Genomic DNA, 18,131 nt, shown 5'->3' on the forward strand with positions numbered 1-18,131 from the left:
GTTGACACAAAGATCTGAGTTTGTGTCTAGATGGTTCGGTGGAGCGCTCCGCCGACGACGTGGGAGGTCAGACGATGCCGACGGTGGCGAAGCGATTCCAGAAGGCGCTGGCAACGGCCACGTCCGTGTACCCACGACCCACCAAGGTGCTGGCCGAGCCGCCGGCCGGCTCCGGCCTGAAGCCGGTGTTGGGCGACGCGGGTCTGCCGTTCTTCGGCAACACCTTCGAGGCGCTCGCCGATCCCCTCGGCAGCGCGATGGAACGGTTCGAGAAGTACGGGCCGGTGTCGTGGTCGGGGTCGCTCAACATGGACATGGTCACCCTCGTCGGCCCCGAGGCGATCGAGTGTGCGTGGATGAACCGCGAGAAGGCGTTCTCCAGCGAGGAGGGCTGGGAGCCGCTCATCGGGCCGTTCTTCCGGCGCGGGGTCATGCTGCTGGACTTCGGTGAGCACATGCACCACCGCCGGATCATGCAGCAGGCGTTCGCCAAGCCACGACTGACCCGCTACCTCGATCTCATGACCCCCCACATCGAGAAGACCCTCGCGAATTGGGATGTGGGACGCGGCTTCCCGATGTACACCCAGACCAAGGAACTGTTGCTGTCACTGGCGTCGGAGGTGTTCGTCGGCTCAACGCTGGCCGCCGAGGAGAATCACCGCCTCGAGCAGGCCTTCGAGGCCGCGGTCCGCGGTGGGCAGGCGATCATCCGGTCCGACGTCGGTAACTTCACCTGGGCGCGCGGTCTGCGCGGGCGCGAGTTGCTGCAGGAGTACTTCCGCTCCGAGATCCCTGCCCGGCGCGCGGGCAACGGCGACGACCTGTTCTCGGTGCTGTGCCACAGCGAGGACGACGAGGGCAACACGTTCTCCGACGAGGACGTCGTGAACCACATGATCTTCGTGATGATGGCCGCCCACGACACCTCGACCATCGCCCTGTCGATGATGACGCACTACCTGGGCCGCAATCCGGAATGGCAGCAACGCCTTCGGGATGAATCGCTGGCCCTGGGCAAGGACACCCTCGACTACGACGATCAGGACGCCCTGCCCAGCATGGACCTCGCGTTCAAGGAGACCCTGCGGATCAACGCCCCGGTCGGCATGTTGTTCCGAAAAGCCATCGCCGACACCGACATCCTCGGCCACTACGTGCCGGCGGGCACCATCATCGCGATCCACCCGTGGGCGACGATGCTGCGCAAGGAATGGTGGCCCGAGCCCACCAAGTGGGACCCCGGGCGCTTCTCCCCGGAGCGCCGCGAGGACAAGGTGCACCGCTTCGCCTGGGCTCCCTTCGGCGGTGGCGCACACAAGTGCATCGGCCTGTATTTCGGTGGGATGGAAGTGAAGTCGATCCTGCACCAGATGCTGCTGCGCTTCGAGTGGACCGTTCCCGCCGACTACCGTCTCGATCTCGAATACGGCACCGGCCCCACCCCGGCCGACGGCCTGCCCATCGACATCCGCAGGCGGTAGCCTCGACGCGCGCCGATCCGCACCTCGACGCGGTCCCCCCGCCGCTCGAGCAGCGAGCCGCGCGCCGTTCCCACCGCGAGCCGCGTGCCACCCCCCGCTGGTCGAGGTGCGAGCCGCGTGCGGCGAGCCTCGAGACCGCCTGCCACGGTGCTGGTTTCAGACCACAACGCACCGATCGGCCACCGGCACGACAGGGTCTCGAGACCACGGCGATAACCCGAACCCGGCGACTCCGCCACCGGCTTCCGGCATCATCAGCGTAGGCGCGTTCACCGACGCGCCATCGCCGACCACGGAGTCTCCATGACCGACCCGATCAGTACCGCACCGACGATCCCGACGCTCATGGACGACGCCGTCGCCCGCACCCCCGACGCCCCGTTCCTCGTCACGCCCGAGGGCACGTGGTCGTACGCGCAGGTCCGCGACACCGCCGACCAATTGGCCCGCGCGTTGCAGACCATCGGCGTCGGCCCGGGCGACCGGGTGGCGCTCGCGGCTCCGAACTGCGCCGAGTGGATCATCACGCTGATCGGCGCCACCCGGGTCGGCGCGACCGTGGTGGCGCTCAACGTCCTCTACCGCGAGGCCGAACTCGACTACATGCTCAACGAGTCCGGGGCGACGGTGCTCATCTGCGCGGCCGAACACCACGGCTTCGATTTCGTCTCCTTCCTCGACGATTTCCGCAAACGCCTGCCCGGGGTAAATCACTACGTCTTCCTGCACGGTGCGGGCTTCTCGACCAGCCGCACCTGGCAGCACCTCATCGATTCCGCACCCGACGTCGACACCGAATGGGAGCCGGTTCCGATCCTCACACCCGCGGTGCTGCTCTACACCTCGGGTACCACCGGAGCACCCAAGGGCGCCATGCTCACCCACGCGAGCCTGCTCGCCTCTGCGCGTGCGCAGGCCGCTCACCTCGAGCAACGTCCCGACGACGCGGTGATCGCGCACATGCCGTTCAATCACGTCGGCGGCCTGACGTGCACCGTCCTCGCGGCAATGACGGTCGGCGCACGACTCATCCTGGTGCCCGGCTTCCATCCGCAGCAGTCGCTGGCCGCGATCGTCGCGCACGGCGCCACGATGTGTGTGGGTGTGCCGACGATGTTCGCGTTGATGATGGCCGAACCGACCTTCGCCGACGCCGACCTCTCGCGGGTCCGGACCTGTGTGATCGGCGGGTCGAATGTCGATCCCGCCTTGGGGCGACGCGTCATCGATGCCTTCCCCGGCGCACGCCTGGCCAATCTGTACGGCCTGTCGGAGACCTCGGGTGGCTGCATCATCTCCGCCGAGGGCGACGATCTCGACACACTCGTCGAGACCCTCGGCGTTCCCATCGGCGACTTCCAGGCGCGTGTCGTCGACGCCGACGACAACGCGGTCGACGCCGGGGTCGACGGTGAACTCCAGATCGCCGGTGACTGTGTGGCGGCAGGGTACTGGCAGCGTCCGGATGCCACGACCGACGCCTTCGGCACCGACGGCTGGCTGCGCACCGGCGACATGGCGACCGCGCGACCCGACGGGCACATCGTGCTGAGGGGGCGCCGCAAGGAGATGTACGTGCGCGGCGGCTACAACGTGTATCCCGCGGAGGTGGAGAACGTGCTGACGTCGCATCCTCATGTGGTGCTGGCCGCGGTCATCGGGGTGCCCGACGAGACCTACGGCGAGGTGGGCGTGGCGTTCGTGGTGCTCGACGACCCCATCGACGTGGCCGAGTTGCGCGCACTGTGCGCCGAGCAACTCGCGCGCTACAAGCAGCCCCAGGAGATCGTCGTCGTCGATTCCCTGCCGCTCACGCCGTCGGGCAAGATCAAGAAAGCCGACATCAAGAAGAGTCATTTGTCGTCAGCCGGGTGACATTCACCGCTCGACGTCAACAATGTCGGGACGATGCAATCTTTTGCGCATTTCTTGACACCAGATCGCGACATTTCCTGCGGTGACAGGAATGCCTTTCACCGCGTAGTGTCCTGTGTGTCCACAATTACACGGGGGTTACGAATGGATCTTCAGTGCAACATCTGCGTGCCCGAATTGTCCTGTTCGCCTCCACCTTCGCCGTCCTCGCCGGGCTGATCACCACAGCTCCCGCTCACGCGGCCCCTGCCAAGTCACCGGCCGACGCCCAGGCCACGACCGTATTGACCTGCCAGCCATTGGATCTCAACCTCGGCAACCTGTTCGACCTGATGAACACCACGTTGAGCGGGTTCGCGCCGTCGCACGGCACGCCGGTGACGGTGCCCTCGAACGCCGATCTGACCATGGCCGGATTGAATGCCGGGCGCGACGCATTGAACACCGCAATCATGAATACTCCCGGCAAGAAGATCGTTTTCGGCTACTCGCGCGGCGCACAGATCGCCTCGGAATGGCTCCGGTACTACGCGAACAAACCGGACGCCCCCGCCGCCGATGACCTTTCCTTCGTGCTGATCGGGAATCCGCAACGACGTCTCGGTGGCGCCCCCGGGAAAACGCTCGACGGCGTGCAGTTGCTGCCCACCCCGGACACCACGCAGTACACCGTTACCGACCTCAGCCGCCGCTGGGACGGCTGGGCCAACACCGACAATTGGCCCGACGGCGCCAGCTTCAGCGCCTCGAACTACCTGAACACCATCGGCCGGTGGATCATCCACTCCAACTACACCCAGCAGTCGATCAACGATCCCGCCAACATGACCCGCGCCGTCGTCGGCCACACCACCTATGTGGTGACGCCGTGACCGTCGGCTGAGCGGACGAGGCCCCGCACGTTCGCAGTGGGCTCCCAGCCGATACCCAGCAGGCGCTCCTAGCGTCGATCGGGTGACGACGACCTCCCACGCCCCGAGCCCACCCGGTTCCCGGGAGGTCGTCGCACGCATCCGTGCGGCGATCGTCGCCGTGGGTGTGGCCGCCGGGATCTATCTGGTTGCGGTGTGGACGTCGGCCGGCCAGTTGATCGATCAGACGATCCTCGACATCTGTCGTGGCACACCATCATTGACCCCGGTGCCGGCGATCCTGTCTCCGCAGACGCTCAACGGCCCACTCGTCTGGTTCGTCCTCGCCGCCTTTGTCCTTCTCACGCTGTGGCATTCGCGGTGGATGGCAGGCGGGCGGCGTCCCACGCCGCGGCAGCTCGTCGACATCGCGGCGCTGGGGCTGTACGTGCCGACGGCCGTGGTGGTCGTGGAGCTCCTGCGTGACCACGTGCTGGTCCGTCCGCAGTTGCACGCATGGATCACCGAGACCGCGAACTCGGCCCCGAGTGGGCATGCGGCGGCGGTGACGGCGGCGGCCGTGGTCGCGATCGGTGCGACGCCGCCGCACCGGCGGACACTGACGGCCATGGTGTTCGGCGTCTGGGCGGCGACGATCGAGTTCGAGCTCATCGCCGTCGGATGGCATCGGCTCAGCGACGTGCTGATCTCGACCATTCTGGTGGCCGGCGTGGGCACACTACTTCCCGACCCGTACGCCGACGCCGCGCGATTCCGTGGTGACCCGCGATGGAACCGCCTGGCTCCGTGGACCATTACGCTGGGCGCGCCGCTGCTCGTCGCGGTGTATCACCCGTCACCGACGGCCGTCGTGACCGCCGCCGTCATCGGTGCGGTGATGGCCTCATCCATCATCGTCCTTGCTCGGGAGCTTCCATCCGAACGTCGCCGTGGGTGGCGCGTTCCGCGCGTACAGGCGAGCCGGCCGACCCCCGGCCACCCTCGTCACCGGCTCGCCCGCACCGTCGACTTGCGGCGCGAGTAGCGGCTGCACCCGCCGGTTGAACGAATCCCGCATCAGCCGTCGGCCGAGGATCGCCTCGTGCAGTTCCCGCAGTTCGGTGAGGGTGTAGGGCGTCGGCAGCAGGTTGTCGGGATCCGGACGATCCTCATAGCGTTTGCGAAGACTGTCGGTGGCGGCTGCAATGATCTGGTCATGGTCGTAGAGCAGTGGCTCGGCTGACTCCAACGCACCGGTGGGAGTGACCGGAACCAACTCACCGACCACGCTCGTCAGCTGCGCGGCAGGCAGCGCGACGGCATGTGCGATCGAGATCGTCCACCCGCGGGGATCGCGATCAGGATCGTCGAACACCCGCAGCAGATGCGGGTGCACGCGGTCGGGCGAGAGCCCCAACTTGAGTTCGAGCACCTCGCGCACGGTGTCGGCGACGCTGCGCCGCTCGCGGATGAATCGTCCGGGCAGCATCGCGGTACCGGCGTCATCGCGCTGGATCACCACGTTCAGGTGTGCATCGACGACGCTGAGAACGGCGATGTCGACGGCGACGCTGGGTCGCGGATAGTCGGTCAGACGACTGCTTCTCGCGGCGGCCACGACGACAGACTATGCGAATGTCTGCGCAAAGTAGTAATCTCATAATCGCGCAAAGTCGCCTCGGTCCGAGGCTAGCGCCTGAGCCTTCTTTCCGATGGTCGAGGTGCGAGGGCGCGCTAGCGCCGGACCTTCTTTCCGGTGGTCGAGGTGCGAAGGCGCGCTAGCGCCGGACCTTCTTTCCGATGGTCGAGGTGCGAAGGCGCGCTAGCGCCTGAGCCTCGAGACCCCTTGCACCGCTGCTGTTTCCCGCCCCAATTCCCCTACCACCCACCCACCCCGAACCAGAGGAGCCACCCATGCCCCACCCCGACCGCGCTTACGGCGCCCTGCTCGGGACCGCCGTCGGCGACGCCCTCGGCGTTCCCTACGAGTTCTCCCGACGCCTCACCGCCGACGAGACACCGGAGATGACCGGCGGCGGTCTGGGCGGTTATGAACCCGGTGAGTGGAGCGACGACACCACCATGGCCGTCGCGATCGCGCTGGCCGTCGCCGACGGCCACGACCTCACCTCCGCGACCGGACTCGACGCCGTGGCACGCGGTTTCCTGCGCTGGTACCGGGATTTCCACGGCAGCCCGCCGGATATCGGCAATCAGACCCGAGCGGTGCTCGCTGCCACCGACCGCCGACTCCGCGCCGACCCCGACGCGCACGTCGGCGCGATCATGCGAGAGGAATCGCTGGTCTTCGCCGCCGATCACCCCCGCTCGGCGGGCAACGGCGCTTTGATGCGCACGGCGCCGGTGGTTCTCGCGCACCCCGACGACCGCGACACCCTCGCCCGGGCTGCCCGCGCGGTCGCGGGACTCACCCACTCTGATGCCCTCGCCGGGGACTCGTGCGTCCTGTGGTGCGAGGCGATCCGCGTCGCCATCACCGAGGAGCGCATCGACGTCGGCGCCGGTCTCGACCTGATCCCTGCGACCCGCCACGATCAGTGGTCGTCGTGGATCGACGAGGCCACCGCCAAGTCGCCAAACCTGTTTGTGCCCAACGGTTTCACTGTCACCGCGCTTCAAGCGGCCACCGCCGCCGTCTTGCAGACCACCGCCGACGATCCGACGACACACCTCACCGAGGCGTTGTATGCGGCGATCCGGATCGGCGACGACACCGATACCGTCGCGGCCATCGCCGGCGGACTCCTCGGCGCCCGGTGGGGTGCGAGCGCCATTCCCGAGCACTACCGAGCTGCCGTGCACGGATGGCCGTTCGTCGACTCCCGTCCCACCGACGCCGACGACTTGCAACGTCTGTCGACCGAACCCGTCACGAGATAAACCGCAGCCGCGCAGCCTATCCCGGCCCCGACACCCGTCCGGGCGCCCAGTCCAGGAAAGCCTGCAGGGGTCGTGAAACCGCGCGCCCACGGGGCCAGGCGATCACCACGGCGACCGGCTCGGGTGTCGGGTCCAGTTCTCGGACGACCAGTTTCCGTCCCTCGTGGCTGGTGTCGGAGGCAGGCCGGTTCACCAGCACGCTGTAGCCGAGCCCTCGGCCGACGAGGGATCGGGCGAGTTCGTAGTTGCCGGTGACGTATTCGACGCGCGGGCTAACCCCGGCGGCGGCCATCAGCGCCGAGGTGTTCTGCCAGGCGGGCGCCACGTCGAACTGGATGAACGGGTCGTCGGCCAACTCCCGCAACGACACCCGCTCGGCACCGGCGAGCCGGTGATCCGCCGGCAGCAGGACGTGGGCGCGAACCTGATAGAGCGCACGGGTGTGCGGCAGCCCGGTGATGTCGCGGTCGTAGAGAATCGCCGCGTCGACCCGGCCGTCATCGAGGGCGGCGAGCAACTCGTCGCCCGATCCCTCGGTGAAGTCCACCTCGACCCGCGGGTGCGCCCGCCCGAAGCCGTCGAGGATCGCCGGCAGTAACGACGCCGACAACGTCGAGTAGATGCCGAGCATGAAGTGGCCGTGGACCTGACCGTCGGAGACCGGTGCGAGATCACGGGCGGCCGCCAGCAGCGCCCGGGCCTGCGGCAGGAGTGCCCGGCCCGCGGTGGTCAAGGTGACCCCATGTGCACGCCGACGAATCAGCAACGCCTCACCGAGGTGTTTCTCCAGCTCGGTGACCGCGGTATTCACCGCCGACGGCGACGAATGCAACGCACCCGCGGCGTGCGCAATGGTGGCGTGGTCGGCGACAGCGACGAAACACTCCAGTTGACGCAGGGTGAAGTCCGACATTCATCGATTCTCTCGTGTTTTCAGCACGAAATTCACCGCTTTACGCGTGTTTGATTGCCTGGTGCACTCAGAGGTGACCGCGACCACAGCTCCAGCCGCATCCAGCCCGGATCACCCCCTCCCCATCTCACCGAGGAGTCCCCGATGACCACCACCTCACCCGCACACCCGGCGGTCACCGCCGACTGGGTCACCCTCGACGATCTGCACCGCGACCCTTTCCCGATCTACGCACGACTCCGCCGCGAGACCCCGGTTGTCTACGTGCCCGCGGCCGGACGGTTCTTCGTGACCCGCTACCACGACGTGCACACCGTCGACCACGATCCCGACACCTTCACCGCCGACGAGACGAACTCACTGATGAAGCGGGCGATGGGACATTCGATGCTGCGCAAGGACGATCCCGCGCATGCCGTCCAGCGCGCCTCCTACGGCGGAGTACTCAAACCCCGTGCGATCACACAGGTCTGGAGTGCTCGCTTCGCCGAGAACTTCGAGCGTTTCTTCGCCGAGTTCACCGCCAAGGGCCCGGGGGCCGACCTCGTCACCGATTTCGCCGCCCCCTACGCTGCCGAAAACCTGCGCGTCGTCCTGGGTTTCGAGAACGCCACCCACGAGGACATGCTGCGGTGGAGTCAGACCATGATCAACGGCACCGGCAACTACGCCGACGACCCGCAGGTGTGGGAGGCCGCGCGCCGCTCTTATGACGAGGTCGATCAGGCGCTCGACGAAATGCTCATCCGGGTGCGCACCACCCCCGATGACTCGCTGATTTCCCATATCGCGGCCTTCGGGGACGACGAGGTCACCCTCGCCGATACCCGTGCCAATCTCAAGATGTCGATCGGCGGTGGCATCAACGAACCCCGTGACGCGTTGGCCACCACGGTGTGGGCGCTGCTCGACCGACCGGATCAGCTCACCGCGGTCCGCGAAAAGGGCTGTTGGAAAGACGCTTTCGAGGAGAGCGTCCGGTGGGTGGCGCCGATCGGGATGTATCCCCGGCAGACCACGCGTGCGGTCGAGCTCGGCGGCACGTTGTTGCCGGCCGGCGCGAAGCTCGGTGTGGTGGCGTTGAGCGCCAACCGTGACGAGGAGGTCTTCGAGCGCGCCGATGAGTACGACGTGTTCCGCCCCAAGGTGCCGCACCTCGGCTTCGGCGGCGGTGCGCATTTCTGTGCAGGCGCATGGGTGGCCCGTTCCCAGGTCGCCGACATCGCCCTCCCCGCCCTCTTCGATCGCCTGCCCGGGCTGCGACTCGACCCGGAGCAACCCGCCCGTATCGAGGGGTGGGTGTTTCGCGGCATGACCGCCCTACCGGTGCGCTGGTAGCCGAAAACCACTCCCGCACAAGAAAGAAGGACCACGATGCCACAGATCACGTATCGCCATCCCGACGGCACCGTCGACCACGTGGAGGCCGACACCGGCATCTCCGTGATGCGCGCGGCCCTGGAGAACGGTGTCGCCGGCATCGTCGGCGAATGCGGCGGCCAGGCGATGTGTGCGACCTGCCACGTCTACGTCGACGACGCCGCGGCGTTGCCGCCGATCGGCGACGACGAGGAGGAGATGCTCGACTGCACCGCCACCGACCGCACCGACGCCTCGCGGCTCGGCTGCCAACTCCGCAGCGGTGAGCACTTCTCCGCTCTGGCCGTCCGCGTCCCCGAAGCGCAGGTGTGACGATGGGTTCGGTGGTGATCGTCGGCGCCGGGCATGCCGGCGTCGAGGCCGCGGACGCGTTGCGCCGCAAGGGTTACGACGGCGAGGTGACGCTGGTGGACCGTTCCGGCCATTTCCCCTATCAGCGTCCACCCCTGTCCAAGGATTACGTCACCTCGGCCGCAAGCCCGTCACCACTGCCGTTGCGACCCTCGACGTTCTACGACGACAACGGTATCGACCTACGCCTCGGTGTCGGCGTCGACGGGATCGATCGTGGTCGGCGCGCGGTGAGGCTCGCCGACGGCGCCGTACTCCCCTTCGACCATCTCATCCTCGCCACCGGCGCCCAACCACGCCGATTGAGCTGCCCCGGAGCCGATCTCGACGGCGTTCACCATCTACACACCGTCGACGACGCCGCCCGTCTCCATGCCGCCCTCACCGAGGCGAGCAGGGTGGTCGTCGTCGGCGCCGGCTTCATCGGACTCGAATTCGCCTCGGCGGCCGTCGATCGCGGGGTTCCGGTGACCGTCCTCGACGTCGCCGACCGTCCGATGGCCCGGGTACTCAGCGCCTCGAGCTCACAGCTGTTCGCCGACCTCCACGAAAGTCGTGGTGTGCAATTGTGGTTCGGTGCTGGAGTGCAGCGCATCGACGGTCCCGGCGGCCAGGTCACGGCGGTCGTGGACGACTCGGGCACCCGCCATCCCGCCGATCTCGTGGTCGTCGGCATCGGCGCCGTCCCCGACACCCACCTCGCCCGCGATGCCGGGCTCACCGTCGACAACGGTGTCGTCGTCGACGAGTACCTGCGTACCGATGACCCGCACATCTTCGCCGTCGGCGATGCGGCGTCGTTCCCCGGTCACCACACCGCCGAACGAGTGCGGCTCGAAGCCGTCCAGAACGCCACCGATCAGGCGCGCTGCGTCGCCGCGTCGATCTGCGGTGCGCCACTGCCCTATTCCGCGGTGCCGTGGTTCTGGACGGTGCAAGGCGGACGAAAGTTGCAGATCGCCGGCCTGCCCGGTCCTGCCGAGGAGATCGTGCGACTCGGCGATCCGGCGGCGGGCAAGGGCAGCATCCTCGGCTTCCTCGACAACTCCCTGGCGTGGGTCGAGAGTGTCGGCGCCCCTGCCGATCACCTCGCCGCCCGCACACTGCTCGCCCACCGACCGGCCCCGCTCACACCGGAGCGAGCGCGCGAACCAGGCTTCTCCCTCAAGACTCACGCCAAGGCTGTGCGCGCTCAGCTCGACGCATCGGAGTCATTGGTTGTGTTGTGACAGAACAGTTCTGCGCACAACTCACACCCAACGAGTTGTCCCATAACGCTGTTCGGAAAGCACGTCGCCGACTACGCTGGAGGAGTTGACCGAAGGAGTTCCAGTGACGAGCGCACCACCCGCCGGCCGCACGGCAGGCACCGCCCAGCCGCCGGTTGCATTCGCCACCGAGTCGGCGCTGGCGTGGCAGCGGGTGGTGTCGCGGTCGTTCGTGCCGTTGATGGTCGACGACCTCTCCGACGGTCATTTCGCCGGCACCATCCGCGGCCGCGTCATCGACGACGTCTTCTTCTCGCGGCTCGCCGTCACCCCGCATGAGGTCCATCGCACGCCGGCCCTCATCGACGCGTCGGAGCGGTTGTTCTACAAGATCACGCTGATGATCGACGGTGCCGGGGAGCTGGTGCAGGACGGGCGCACGGCGTTGATGTCGCCGGGCAGTATCAGCGTCTACGACACCGCACGCCCCTATGACCTGCGGTTTGCCGGTGACATCGACGCCGTGGTCATCATGTTCCCGCGGGATCTGGTCGACCCGAGCCCCGATCACGTCCGCGCGATCACCGCGATCTCGTTGGGCCGGGAGGAGTCACTGACGCGACTGGTGGCGCCGCTACTGACCGAGATCTCGACGGATTTCGCCTCGGTCGAGGGTCCGGCCGCGGCGCGGGTGGTGCGCACGACGATCGACCTGATCTCGGCGTTGCTGAGCACCGCGGCACTCGCACGGGCCGTCGAGAGCGGCTCGCCCGGGCACCTGCCCCTGATGCTGCGGATTCGCGAGTACATCGGCGAAAACCTGCGCAACAGCGACCTCAATCCGGACGCGATCGCGCGGGCGGTGTACATCTCGACCCGTCATCTGCACGAGGTGTTCCACGAGCAGGGCACGACGGTCTCGGCGTGGATTCGGGAGCAGCGTATCGAGGCCATTCGCCGCGACCTGGCCGATCCGATGCATGCCCACCGCGCGATTGCCGACGTCGCCGCGTCGTGGGGCTACCCCGACGCCTCCCACTTCTCGCGGACATTCCGCAAGCAGGTCGGCATGTCGCCCAGCGCATTTCGCCGGGCCGCGCAGTGAGCGCGACCCGGCGACAGGCGTGACGATCGGTCAGTGCGGGGCGATCGGGTAGTCGATCACCACCGCGCCACCACTGGCGTAGTTCGGCACATCGGCTTGTACCGCTTGACCTTCCGGTGACGACATCGCCGCACCAAGCGCGGCGGCATCGGCGAAATCACCTTCGAACACCGCGAAATACGGGCTCTGCGGATCGGCGTTGATCGACAGGCTGTGCCGCCAGTCGAGCAGCCCCGGCAGCGTCGCGGCGAGCGGGAGATGGGTGTTCTCGTAATACTCGCGGAAGTGGTCGGGATCGTCCGGAGTCGGGTACAGCACAACGAGTTTGTGCATCAGGCGACCTTCCCGCTCGCGGTTGCCGCACCGAGTGAGGCATGCCGGGCGATCGCAGCGTCGACGCGCTCGGGGGTCGCCACCATGTCACCGTTGCGGTGCGGATGGCTGAAGTTCTCGGTGAATTCGTCACAGAGCGTACGCATCTGGGACATCGCACCCAACAACTTCTGCAGATGCGGTGGCGTCGGGGTGGCGATCATGGTGTTGACCCAGGCGCTGAGTCCGTCGACGCGTTCGCGTCGGCGCAGGGCGACCTTCTTGGCGAACCGTTCGTCGACGATTTCGTCCTCGATGATCGCGTCGGCAACGACCTGCGCTTCGAAGGACGCCGAGTTCGCGCCCTGGCCGGTGACCGGGTCGACGGTCGAGTGCGCGTCGCCGAGCGCGAGGACGACGGTGCCGTCGTCGAGAAGCCGGTAGTCGTCGCGGATCACCGGCCGCACCGCGCCCTGCAGGATGTCGCCGGGCCGCATGAGCCTGAAGCGGGACTGATCGATGCGCTCGTAGACCGTCGGATGATGCACCTTGAGCTTGTCGAGCAGCAGCTGCCGGTAGGCGTCGGGGTCGTCGGATTCCTTCTGCGTCATCAGGATCTCGAGATCGCCGCCGGGCACGTTCTCGCAGAGCAGCGCGCTGGCCCAGCCGTCGAAGGTGGTGATCGGCAGGTCGAGCAGTTCACCGTGACCGGGCGAGATGCTCATGGTCACCGCCCGCGGGTCGGTCTGCTCGACGCCGTCCCAGAATCCGACCGCGAGATGACGCTGCGGCTTCGCGTACGGCGAGACGTCGGGTCGTTCGCCGAAGTACTCGCCGAAGGAGCGCTTGCCGGCGGCCACCACGACCAGATCATGCTCCCGGCCCAGCGCTGCGAAGTCGGACGGCTCGATGTTGCGGATCTCGATGGTGCCGCCGCGATTCTCGTATTCGGCCATCAACCTGGGCAGATAGATGCGGTAGTCGAGGACTCGGGAGGGTCGCAGGAAGTCGCCGCGGAAGACCGGCGGACCGTCGGGCACGTTGAGGTGGTGGTAGTGCACCTGGTAGCCGTACTCGTCGGCGGGCCAGAAGTTGACGCCCATCGCCGCCTCGCGGGCGATGGTCGGCGCGTGGTGCGAGACGCTGTTCTGCGGTCGGCCCGCGGCCACCTGCTCGGCGGTCTGGTTGGTGTAGATACGCGTGGTGACACCGGCCTGCTGCAGGAGCAGGGCGAGGTGTAGTCCGGCGGTACCTGCGCCGATGATTCCGATGTCGGGCGTGTCTGGCATGTGACTCTCCTTGGTGACGCGTGCGCCGTGGGGCGCTCGACGACGATGTCGGTGGAGCCATGGTGCGCTCCCGGCGGGGGCTGTGACACCCACCTCAGGGCGTCTCGCTCTGTGACACACAACTCCCGCGCGCATCGTCAAGTCGGCGATGTCGGCGTCGCCGGCGCTCTGGACCCGGGGTGCACGAGACTGTGCATTCCGCGCGCGACGCGCTCAACAGCACGTGTGCCCATTGCCGCGGTGTCCGGGGCGGCCCTAACGTCTGCGGTCATCGCCCACCGGACCTTGTAGGAGACTCGCGATGACCCTCACTGACGCACCGCCCACCCCTCATCTGCGTGGCGGATTCGGCCGCTTCGCCACCGGCGTCGCCGTGGTGACCTTTGACGGCACCGACGCCGACGGAACCACCAAACGCCATGGGCTGACCGTCAATTCGTTCACCTCGGTGTCCATGGACCCGCCGTTGGTGTTGATCTCCATCCAGCGCAACGTCCGCGCACACGCCCTGTTGACCGGAAACCCGTTCACCGTCAACGTCCTCGGCGCCGAACAACGCGACCTCGCCATGCACTTTGCCGGCCGGCCCAACCAGGAACCCCGCTGGATCGAGGGCAGTCACGCGCCCCGCCTGGCCGACACCGCCTCCTGGTTCACCTGCACCCCGTGGGCCGAATACGACGGCGGCGACCACACCCTGTTCGTCGGCCGCGTCGAGGACTTCGGCTACCGCACCGGCGACTGCCTGGGCTTCCTCGACGGCGGATTCGTCACCGTCCGGCCGTGATGCCCTTGGGCGGCCGAGGTTCTCCTCCCGACGGCCTCCGACACCCACTCCCCACTCCCCTCCCCATGGCCTCCGGCGCCCCGCTCCTCCTCCCGATGGTCGAGGTGCGAGGCGCCCCAGGCGCCGAGCCTCGAGACCCCGCACGACGACAACGCACCTACCCCCGCAGGATCGACGTCATCTTCTTCCCGCGCGCCACCTCGTCGACGAGCTTGTCCATGTACCGGATCTTCTGCATCAGCGGGTCCTCGATCTCCTCGACGCGGTACCCGCAGATCTTGCCGGTGATCAACGACGTATTCGGATTCATCTGCGGCGCCTCGGCGAAGAAGGCCTCCAGATCCACCTCGGCGTCGACGGCTTTCTGCAGCCCGTCGGCGTCGTAACCGGTGAGCCAGCAGATGACCTGATCGACCTCGGCCTGGGTGTGCCCTTTCCGCTCGACCTTCTGCACGTAGAGCGGATAGATGCTGGCGAAAGGCATCCGGAGGAGTCGGTCGGCGGGCATGATGTGAGTCCTTCGTGGGTGGGCGGTTTGTCTGATCCGAACCTAGCGCGTCACCCGGTGGGAGGACACCCCCGCACCCACGAGGGAACTACGATCGATCGCGATGAGTCTGGGCTTTCGGGTTGGTGTACCGGGGATGCGCGTGCGGGTGTCGACCCGGGGCGTCCGTGCGTCGGTGGGTCCCCGCATCGCGCGAGTTCATGTGGGCAGCGGGCGTACTCGGGTGTCGACGGGGATGGGACCGTTTTTCGCCTCGACGGCGTTGTCATCCGGGCGCAGCGGATCGCGCCGTCGCACCACCACGACTCGACGCGGCGCCACTCGTTACACCGGCCCCTCGCCGGCACAACTCGCCCGTGCACAGCGGGCCGCCGAACGGGCCCAGCAGCAGGCCGAGCGTGATGCGGCGATCGAGCGTCTCCGCCAACTGCACCACGACACGACCACTGCCCACCTTCAGCAGTTTCCGACAGCATCTCGACCGCTGCTGCCGCCTCCGCCGGCGATCTCCGCCGACGTGGTGCGCGCACAGGCAATGGCGCTCTACCTCAACGGGATCGGACGATTCGCGCGCAGTGCTCGGGAACGTGCACGCGCCGATGCCGAGCTCGCCGCACGCATGTACTGCGACAGTGAATCACAACGCCTCCATCAGCTTCACGCACAACTGTCGGCCGAGGCCGACCGGTGGTGGCAGGCGTTGTGCGCCAACGAGGAAACCACCGTGTGCGAGGCGGTCAACGCGGCCTTCGCGGACAATCCTGCCGCGGGATGTGCGGTCGGCGTCGAGGGCTCTGCGCTGTCGGTCATCATGCGTCTGCAGGATCTCGACACACTGCCGACGCAGATGCCGGCCCAAACGCCGGCCGGACGTCCCACTCTCAAGACCATGGCCAATCGCGACCGGATGCGTTGGTGGATGCACATTCTCGTGTCCAACCTGGCGGCGACGGTGTCCGAGGCATTGGCCACGGCCCCGTCGATCACCACGGTCAACGCCGCGGTGATCACCCGAATGCCCGACACTGCGCGTCTCGGTCTGATCGCCTACGGGTCGTGGTCGCGGGACGAGGTCGAGCGGGTGTCGAGGCGGACCGCCGACGACGCCTGGCTGCTTCTCGACATCGGCACCGATGTGCGCTGTGGCATCAAGGCGACCGCGTCCGGCAACATCTCCTCCTCGGTCACCTCGTTGCCGCTGGACGGACTTCCCGGTGTCGCAACGCTTCTCGACAACTGCGAAGTGGACGACGACGACTCGATCCTCGGCGACCTCGATGCCGATCTCCAGGGTGGGCAATCGCCGGCCGGCCCAGCCGACTCCACCCCGTATACCCTCGCGCCTTTCGGAGAATGGTTGCAGGAGCAACTCGCCCGCCCGCAACCCGATCGCACCAACCGCTCGCCGGTCGCCGATTCCTTGCCGCCGACAGGACCCTCGCTCGCCGATGGCCGACCAGAACCCCACGCGTACACCATGAGTGCCGGCGAGTCCATCGTCCTGCCTGATGCCGCGCACGCGGAGGTCCGGGTGGAGTTCACCACCGCGGGTGGCGTGGCCGACCTCGGATTGCTGTTGCTCGACGCCCACGAGCGCGTGATCGATGACGACGCGTTCATCTTCTACAACCAGCCCTGCAGCGCTGACGGCAGCGTACGGCTGACGGGTAAGAGCCACAACGGTTCCGGCTCTCGGGAAGGCGCTGTCATGTACCCGGGTGCCCTGGATCCGCGGATCGTCAAGGTTCTGATCTGCGCCACCGCGGACGTTGACACCGATCAGACCTTCGACAGCATCGGCCCCACAACTCTGTCCGTTGCCGCGAACGAGAACCGCTGGGTATTCACTCCCCGACCGGAACCCGGTATCCGTGCACTTGTCTTGGGCGAGATCTACTTACGCCACCAGCCCGCCGGAACCGAGTGGAAGCTGCGGGCACTCGGCCAGGGCTGGAGCGAAGGGCTTGCCGCGCTGGTTCGTGCCCATGGTGTCAGCGTTGACGAGTAGGGCCAACCCGCCATGACGACCTCACGGCAACTTGAACCGATCGATGGCTCACGTACTGCTCCGCACGATCAGCTCCGGTTCCAGCAGCACCGACTCTGGCTCCTCACCGGCAAGCACCTGCATCAGCAAACCCACGGCGCGCCTGCCCATCTCGTGCATCGGAGACCGGATCGTCGTCAGCGGCAATGCCCCGGCCGCAGCCAGTGGGGTGTCGTTGTAACCCACGAGCGCGACGTCGTCGGGGACGCGTAACCCCGCGTCACGCAGCGCGCCGAGCGCACCCAGTGCGGCAAAGTCGTTGGTGGCGAACAGCGCATCCGGCACCTCACCTCTTCCGAGGATCTGTTCGACAGCTCGCCGGCCACCGGCGGGGTCGAATCCCGAATAGATGACGGCCGACTCGGGAACCTCGATGCCGTTGTCGGACAGCGCTTCCACCGCACCACGCGTGCGGTCTCTGGCCGTCGAGGTGAACTCCAGGCCCGCCACGACGCAGACCTTCTTACGGCCGGTGTCGGCGAGGTGTTGTCCCACCAGCTGGCCGCCGAGTACGTCGTCGACCGTCGCCGACGGATAGGAGCCCGCGCTCCTCGATACGAGAGTGAACTTGATGCCTTGTGCGTCAACCTCATCGAGGAACTCGTGATCGAGGTGGGCATCACCGAAGATCAGTCCGTCGACCCGACGGTCGATCATCGCCTTGGTACGTGCGCGCTGCGCCTCGAGCCGGTCCAGCGAGTTGGTCACGAACGTCGACAGACCCGCTTCGCCTGCGGCCTCCTCGATCCCCTCATAGATGGTTGCCAGGACGTAGTCCTGGAGACGCGGCACCAACACCCCGATGAGCCCCGAGCGCCGCGTACGCAGGCTCGACGCCTGCGGATTGGGTGAGTAGCCGTTCTCCGTGGCGAAGGTGCGAATCCGTCCAACCGTGTCTGCCGAGGCCCAGCGCAACGCATCGTCACCGGGGGTGTTCAGCACTCGTGAAACCGTCGATGGGCTGACGCCGAGCTCGGTGGCGATCATCCGCAAAGTCAGGGGTCCACGCACCCGCCCCATGGTGCCTCCTCCCTCGACGTCGGTGCCCCACGTTACAAGAGCCGTTACACAAACGTTTGCCGCAATTTACACAAACGATTGCCACAAACGTTTGTGTTGT

At 67.2% G+C, this 18,131-nt stretch carries 16 protein-coding genes and 1 pseudogene; 11 read left to right on the plus strand and 6 right to left on the minus strand.

Translation table 11 applies throughout. From position 1 onward, the window contains the following. Positions 1-74: 74 nt before the first annotated feature. From QNM97_RS22860 to QNM97_RS22875, 4 genes and pseudogenes are all read left to right on the plus strand, one after another. Positions 75-1,484, plus strand: a complete 1,410-nt coding sequence (locus QNM97_RS22860) for a cytochrome P450 (RefSeq protein WP_283820456.1) — start codon at positions 75-77, stop codon at positions 1,482-1,484. 303 nt (positions 1,485-1,787) lie between these two features. Further along, positions 1,788-3,359 carry a class I adenylate-forming enzyme family protein gene (locus tag QNM97_RS22865; RefSeq protein ID WP_283820457.1) on the plus strand — a complete coding sequence of 524 codons (1,572 nt, stop codon included), beginning with the start codon at positions 1,788-1,790 and terminating at the stop codon, positions 3,357-3,359. A 155-nt stretch (positions 3,360-3,514) separates the two neighbouring features. Then, entirely contained in the window at positions 3,515-4,231 is a 717-nt protein-coding gene (locus tag QNM97_RS22870) for a PE-PPE domain-containing protein (RefSeq protein ID WP_283820458.1), read from the plus strand. A 364-nt stretch (positions 4,232-4,595) separates the two neighbouring features. Beyond that, positions 4,596-4,892: pseudogene (locus tag QNM97_RS22875) on the plus strand (phosphatase PAP2 family protein); the annotation flags it as partial. 222 nt (positions 4,893-5,114) lie between these two features. Here QNM97_RS22875 and QNM97_RS22880 read toward each other — a convergent pair. Further along, positions 5,115-5,828: an NUDIX hydrolase gene (locus QNM97_RS22880; RefSeq protein ID WP_283820459.1), complete on the minus strand. Its 714-nt coding sequence runs from the start codon at positions 5,826-5,828 to the stop codon at positions 5,115-5,117. A 296-nt stretch (positions 5,829-6,124) separates the two neighbouring features. On the opposite strand from QNM97_RS22880, the gene QNM97_RS22885 reads away from it, so the two are divergent. Further along, the gene (locus tag QNM97_RS22885) at positions 6,125-7,111 is read left to right on the plus strand and encodes an ADP-ribosylglycohydrolase family protein (protein ID WP_283820460.1); all 987 of its coding nucleotides are present in this window, start codon (positions 6,125-6,127) and stop codon (positions 7,109-7,111) included. 16 nt (positions 7,112-7,127) lie between these two features. Here QNM97_RS22885 and QNM97_RS22890 read toward each other — a convergent pair whose 3' ends face one another. Further along, entirely contained in the window at positions 7,128-8,024 is an 897-nt protein-coding gene (locus QNM97_RS22890) for a LysR family transcriptional regulator (protein WP_283820461.1), read from the minus strand. Between the two features lie 144 nt (positions 8,025-8,168). On the opposite strand from QNM97_RS22890, the gene QNM97_RS22895 reads away from it, so the two are divergent. From QNM97_RS22895 to QNM97_RS22910, 4 genes are all read left to right on the plus strand, one after another. Beyond that, positions 8,169-9,362 carry a cytochrome P450 gene (locus QNM97_RS22895; protein WP_283820462.1) on the plus strand — a complete coding sequence of 398 codons (1,194 nt, stop codon included), beginning with the start codon at positions 8,169-8,171 and terminating at the stop codon, positions 9,360-9,362. Positions 9,363-9,398: 36 nt separating this feature from the next. Continuing rightward, positions 9,399-9,716, plus strand: a complete 318-nt coding sequence (locus QNM97_RS22900; RefSeq protein WP_283820463.1) for a 2Fe-2S iron-sulfur cluster-binding protein — start codon at positions 9,399-9,401, stop codon at positions 9,714-9,716. Positions 9,717-9,718: 2 nt separating this feature from the next. Next, positions 9,719-10,984, plus strand: coding sequence for an NAD(P)/FAD-dependent oxidoreductase (locus QNM97_RS22905; protein WP_283820464.1), 1,266 nt, complete (start codon positions 9,719-9,721; stop codon positions 10,982-10,984). Between the two features lie 103 nt (positions 10,985-11,087). Next, positions 11,088-12,068 carry an AraC-like ligand-binding domain-containing protein gene (locus tag QNM97_RS22910; protein ID WP_283820465.1) on the plus strand — a complete coding sequence of 327 codons (981 nt, stop codon included), beginning with the start codon at positions 11,088-11,090 and terminating at the stop codon, positions 12,066-12,068. Between the two features lie 30 nt (positions 12,069-12,098). On the opposite strand, the gene QNM97_RS22915 is transcribed toward QNM97_RS22910, so the two are convergent. Next, positions 12,099-12,401, minus strand: coding sequence for an EthD family reductase (locus tag QNM97_RS22915; protein WP_079928362.1), 303 nt, complete (start codon positions 12,399-12,401; stop codon positions 12,099-12,101). Continuing rightward, positions 12,401-13,669, minus strand: a complete 1,269-nt coding sequence (locus QNM97_RS22920; RefSeq protein WP_283820466.1) for a styrene monooxygenase/indole monooxygenase family protein — start codon at positions 13,667-13,669, stop codon at positions 12,401-12,403. Before QNM97_RS22920 ends, QNM97_RS22915 begins: the two co-directional genes overlap by 1 nt. Before the next feature lie 301 nt (positions 13,670-13,970). Between QNM97_RS22920 and QNM97_RS22925 the strand changes: the two genes are divergently transcribed. Beyond that, positions 13,971-14,456 (plus strand): flavin reductase family protein, encoded by a 486-nt coding sequence (locus tag QNM97_RS22925; protein ID WP_211543031.1) that lies wholly within the window; start codon positions 13,971-13,973, stop codon positions 14,454-14,456. Positions 14,457-14,613: 157 nt separating this feature from the next. On the opposite strand, the gene QNM97_RS22930 is transcribed toward QNM97_RS22925, so the two are convergent. After that, entirely contained in the window at positions 14,614-14,964 is a 351-nt protein-coding gene (locus tag QNM97_RS22930) for a DUF2200 domain-containing protein (protein ID WP_211543034.1), read from the minus strand. Positions 14,965-15,199: 235 nt separating this feature from the next. Between QNM97_RS22930 and QNM97_RS22935 the strand changes: the two genes are divergently transcribed. Further along, on the plus strand, positions 15,200-16,972 hold the full coding sequence (locus QNM97_RS22935) for a TerD family protein (protein ID WP_283820467.1): 1,773 nt from the start codon (positions 15,200-15,202) through the stop codon (positions 16,970-16,972). Positions 16,973-17,020: 48 nt separating this feature from the next. Here QNM97_RS22935 and QNM97_RS22940 read toward each other — a convergent pair whose 3' ends face one another. Beyond that, positions 17,021-18,031, minus strand: coding sequence for a LacI family DNA-binding transcriptional regulator (locus tag QNM97_RS22940; protein ID WP_283820468.1), 1,011 nt, complete (start codon positions 18,029-18,031; stop codon positions 17,021-17,023). Positions 18,032-18,131 lie beyond the last annotated feature (100 nt).

The sequence above is a fragment of the Gordonia sp. L191 genome, assembly GCF_030077625.1.
In the GTDB taxonomy this organism is placed as follows: Bacteria; Actinomycetota; Actinomycetes; order Mycobacteriales; family Mycobacteriaceae; genus Gordonia; species Gordonia polyisoprenivorans_A.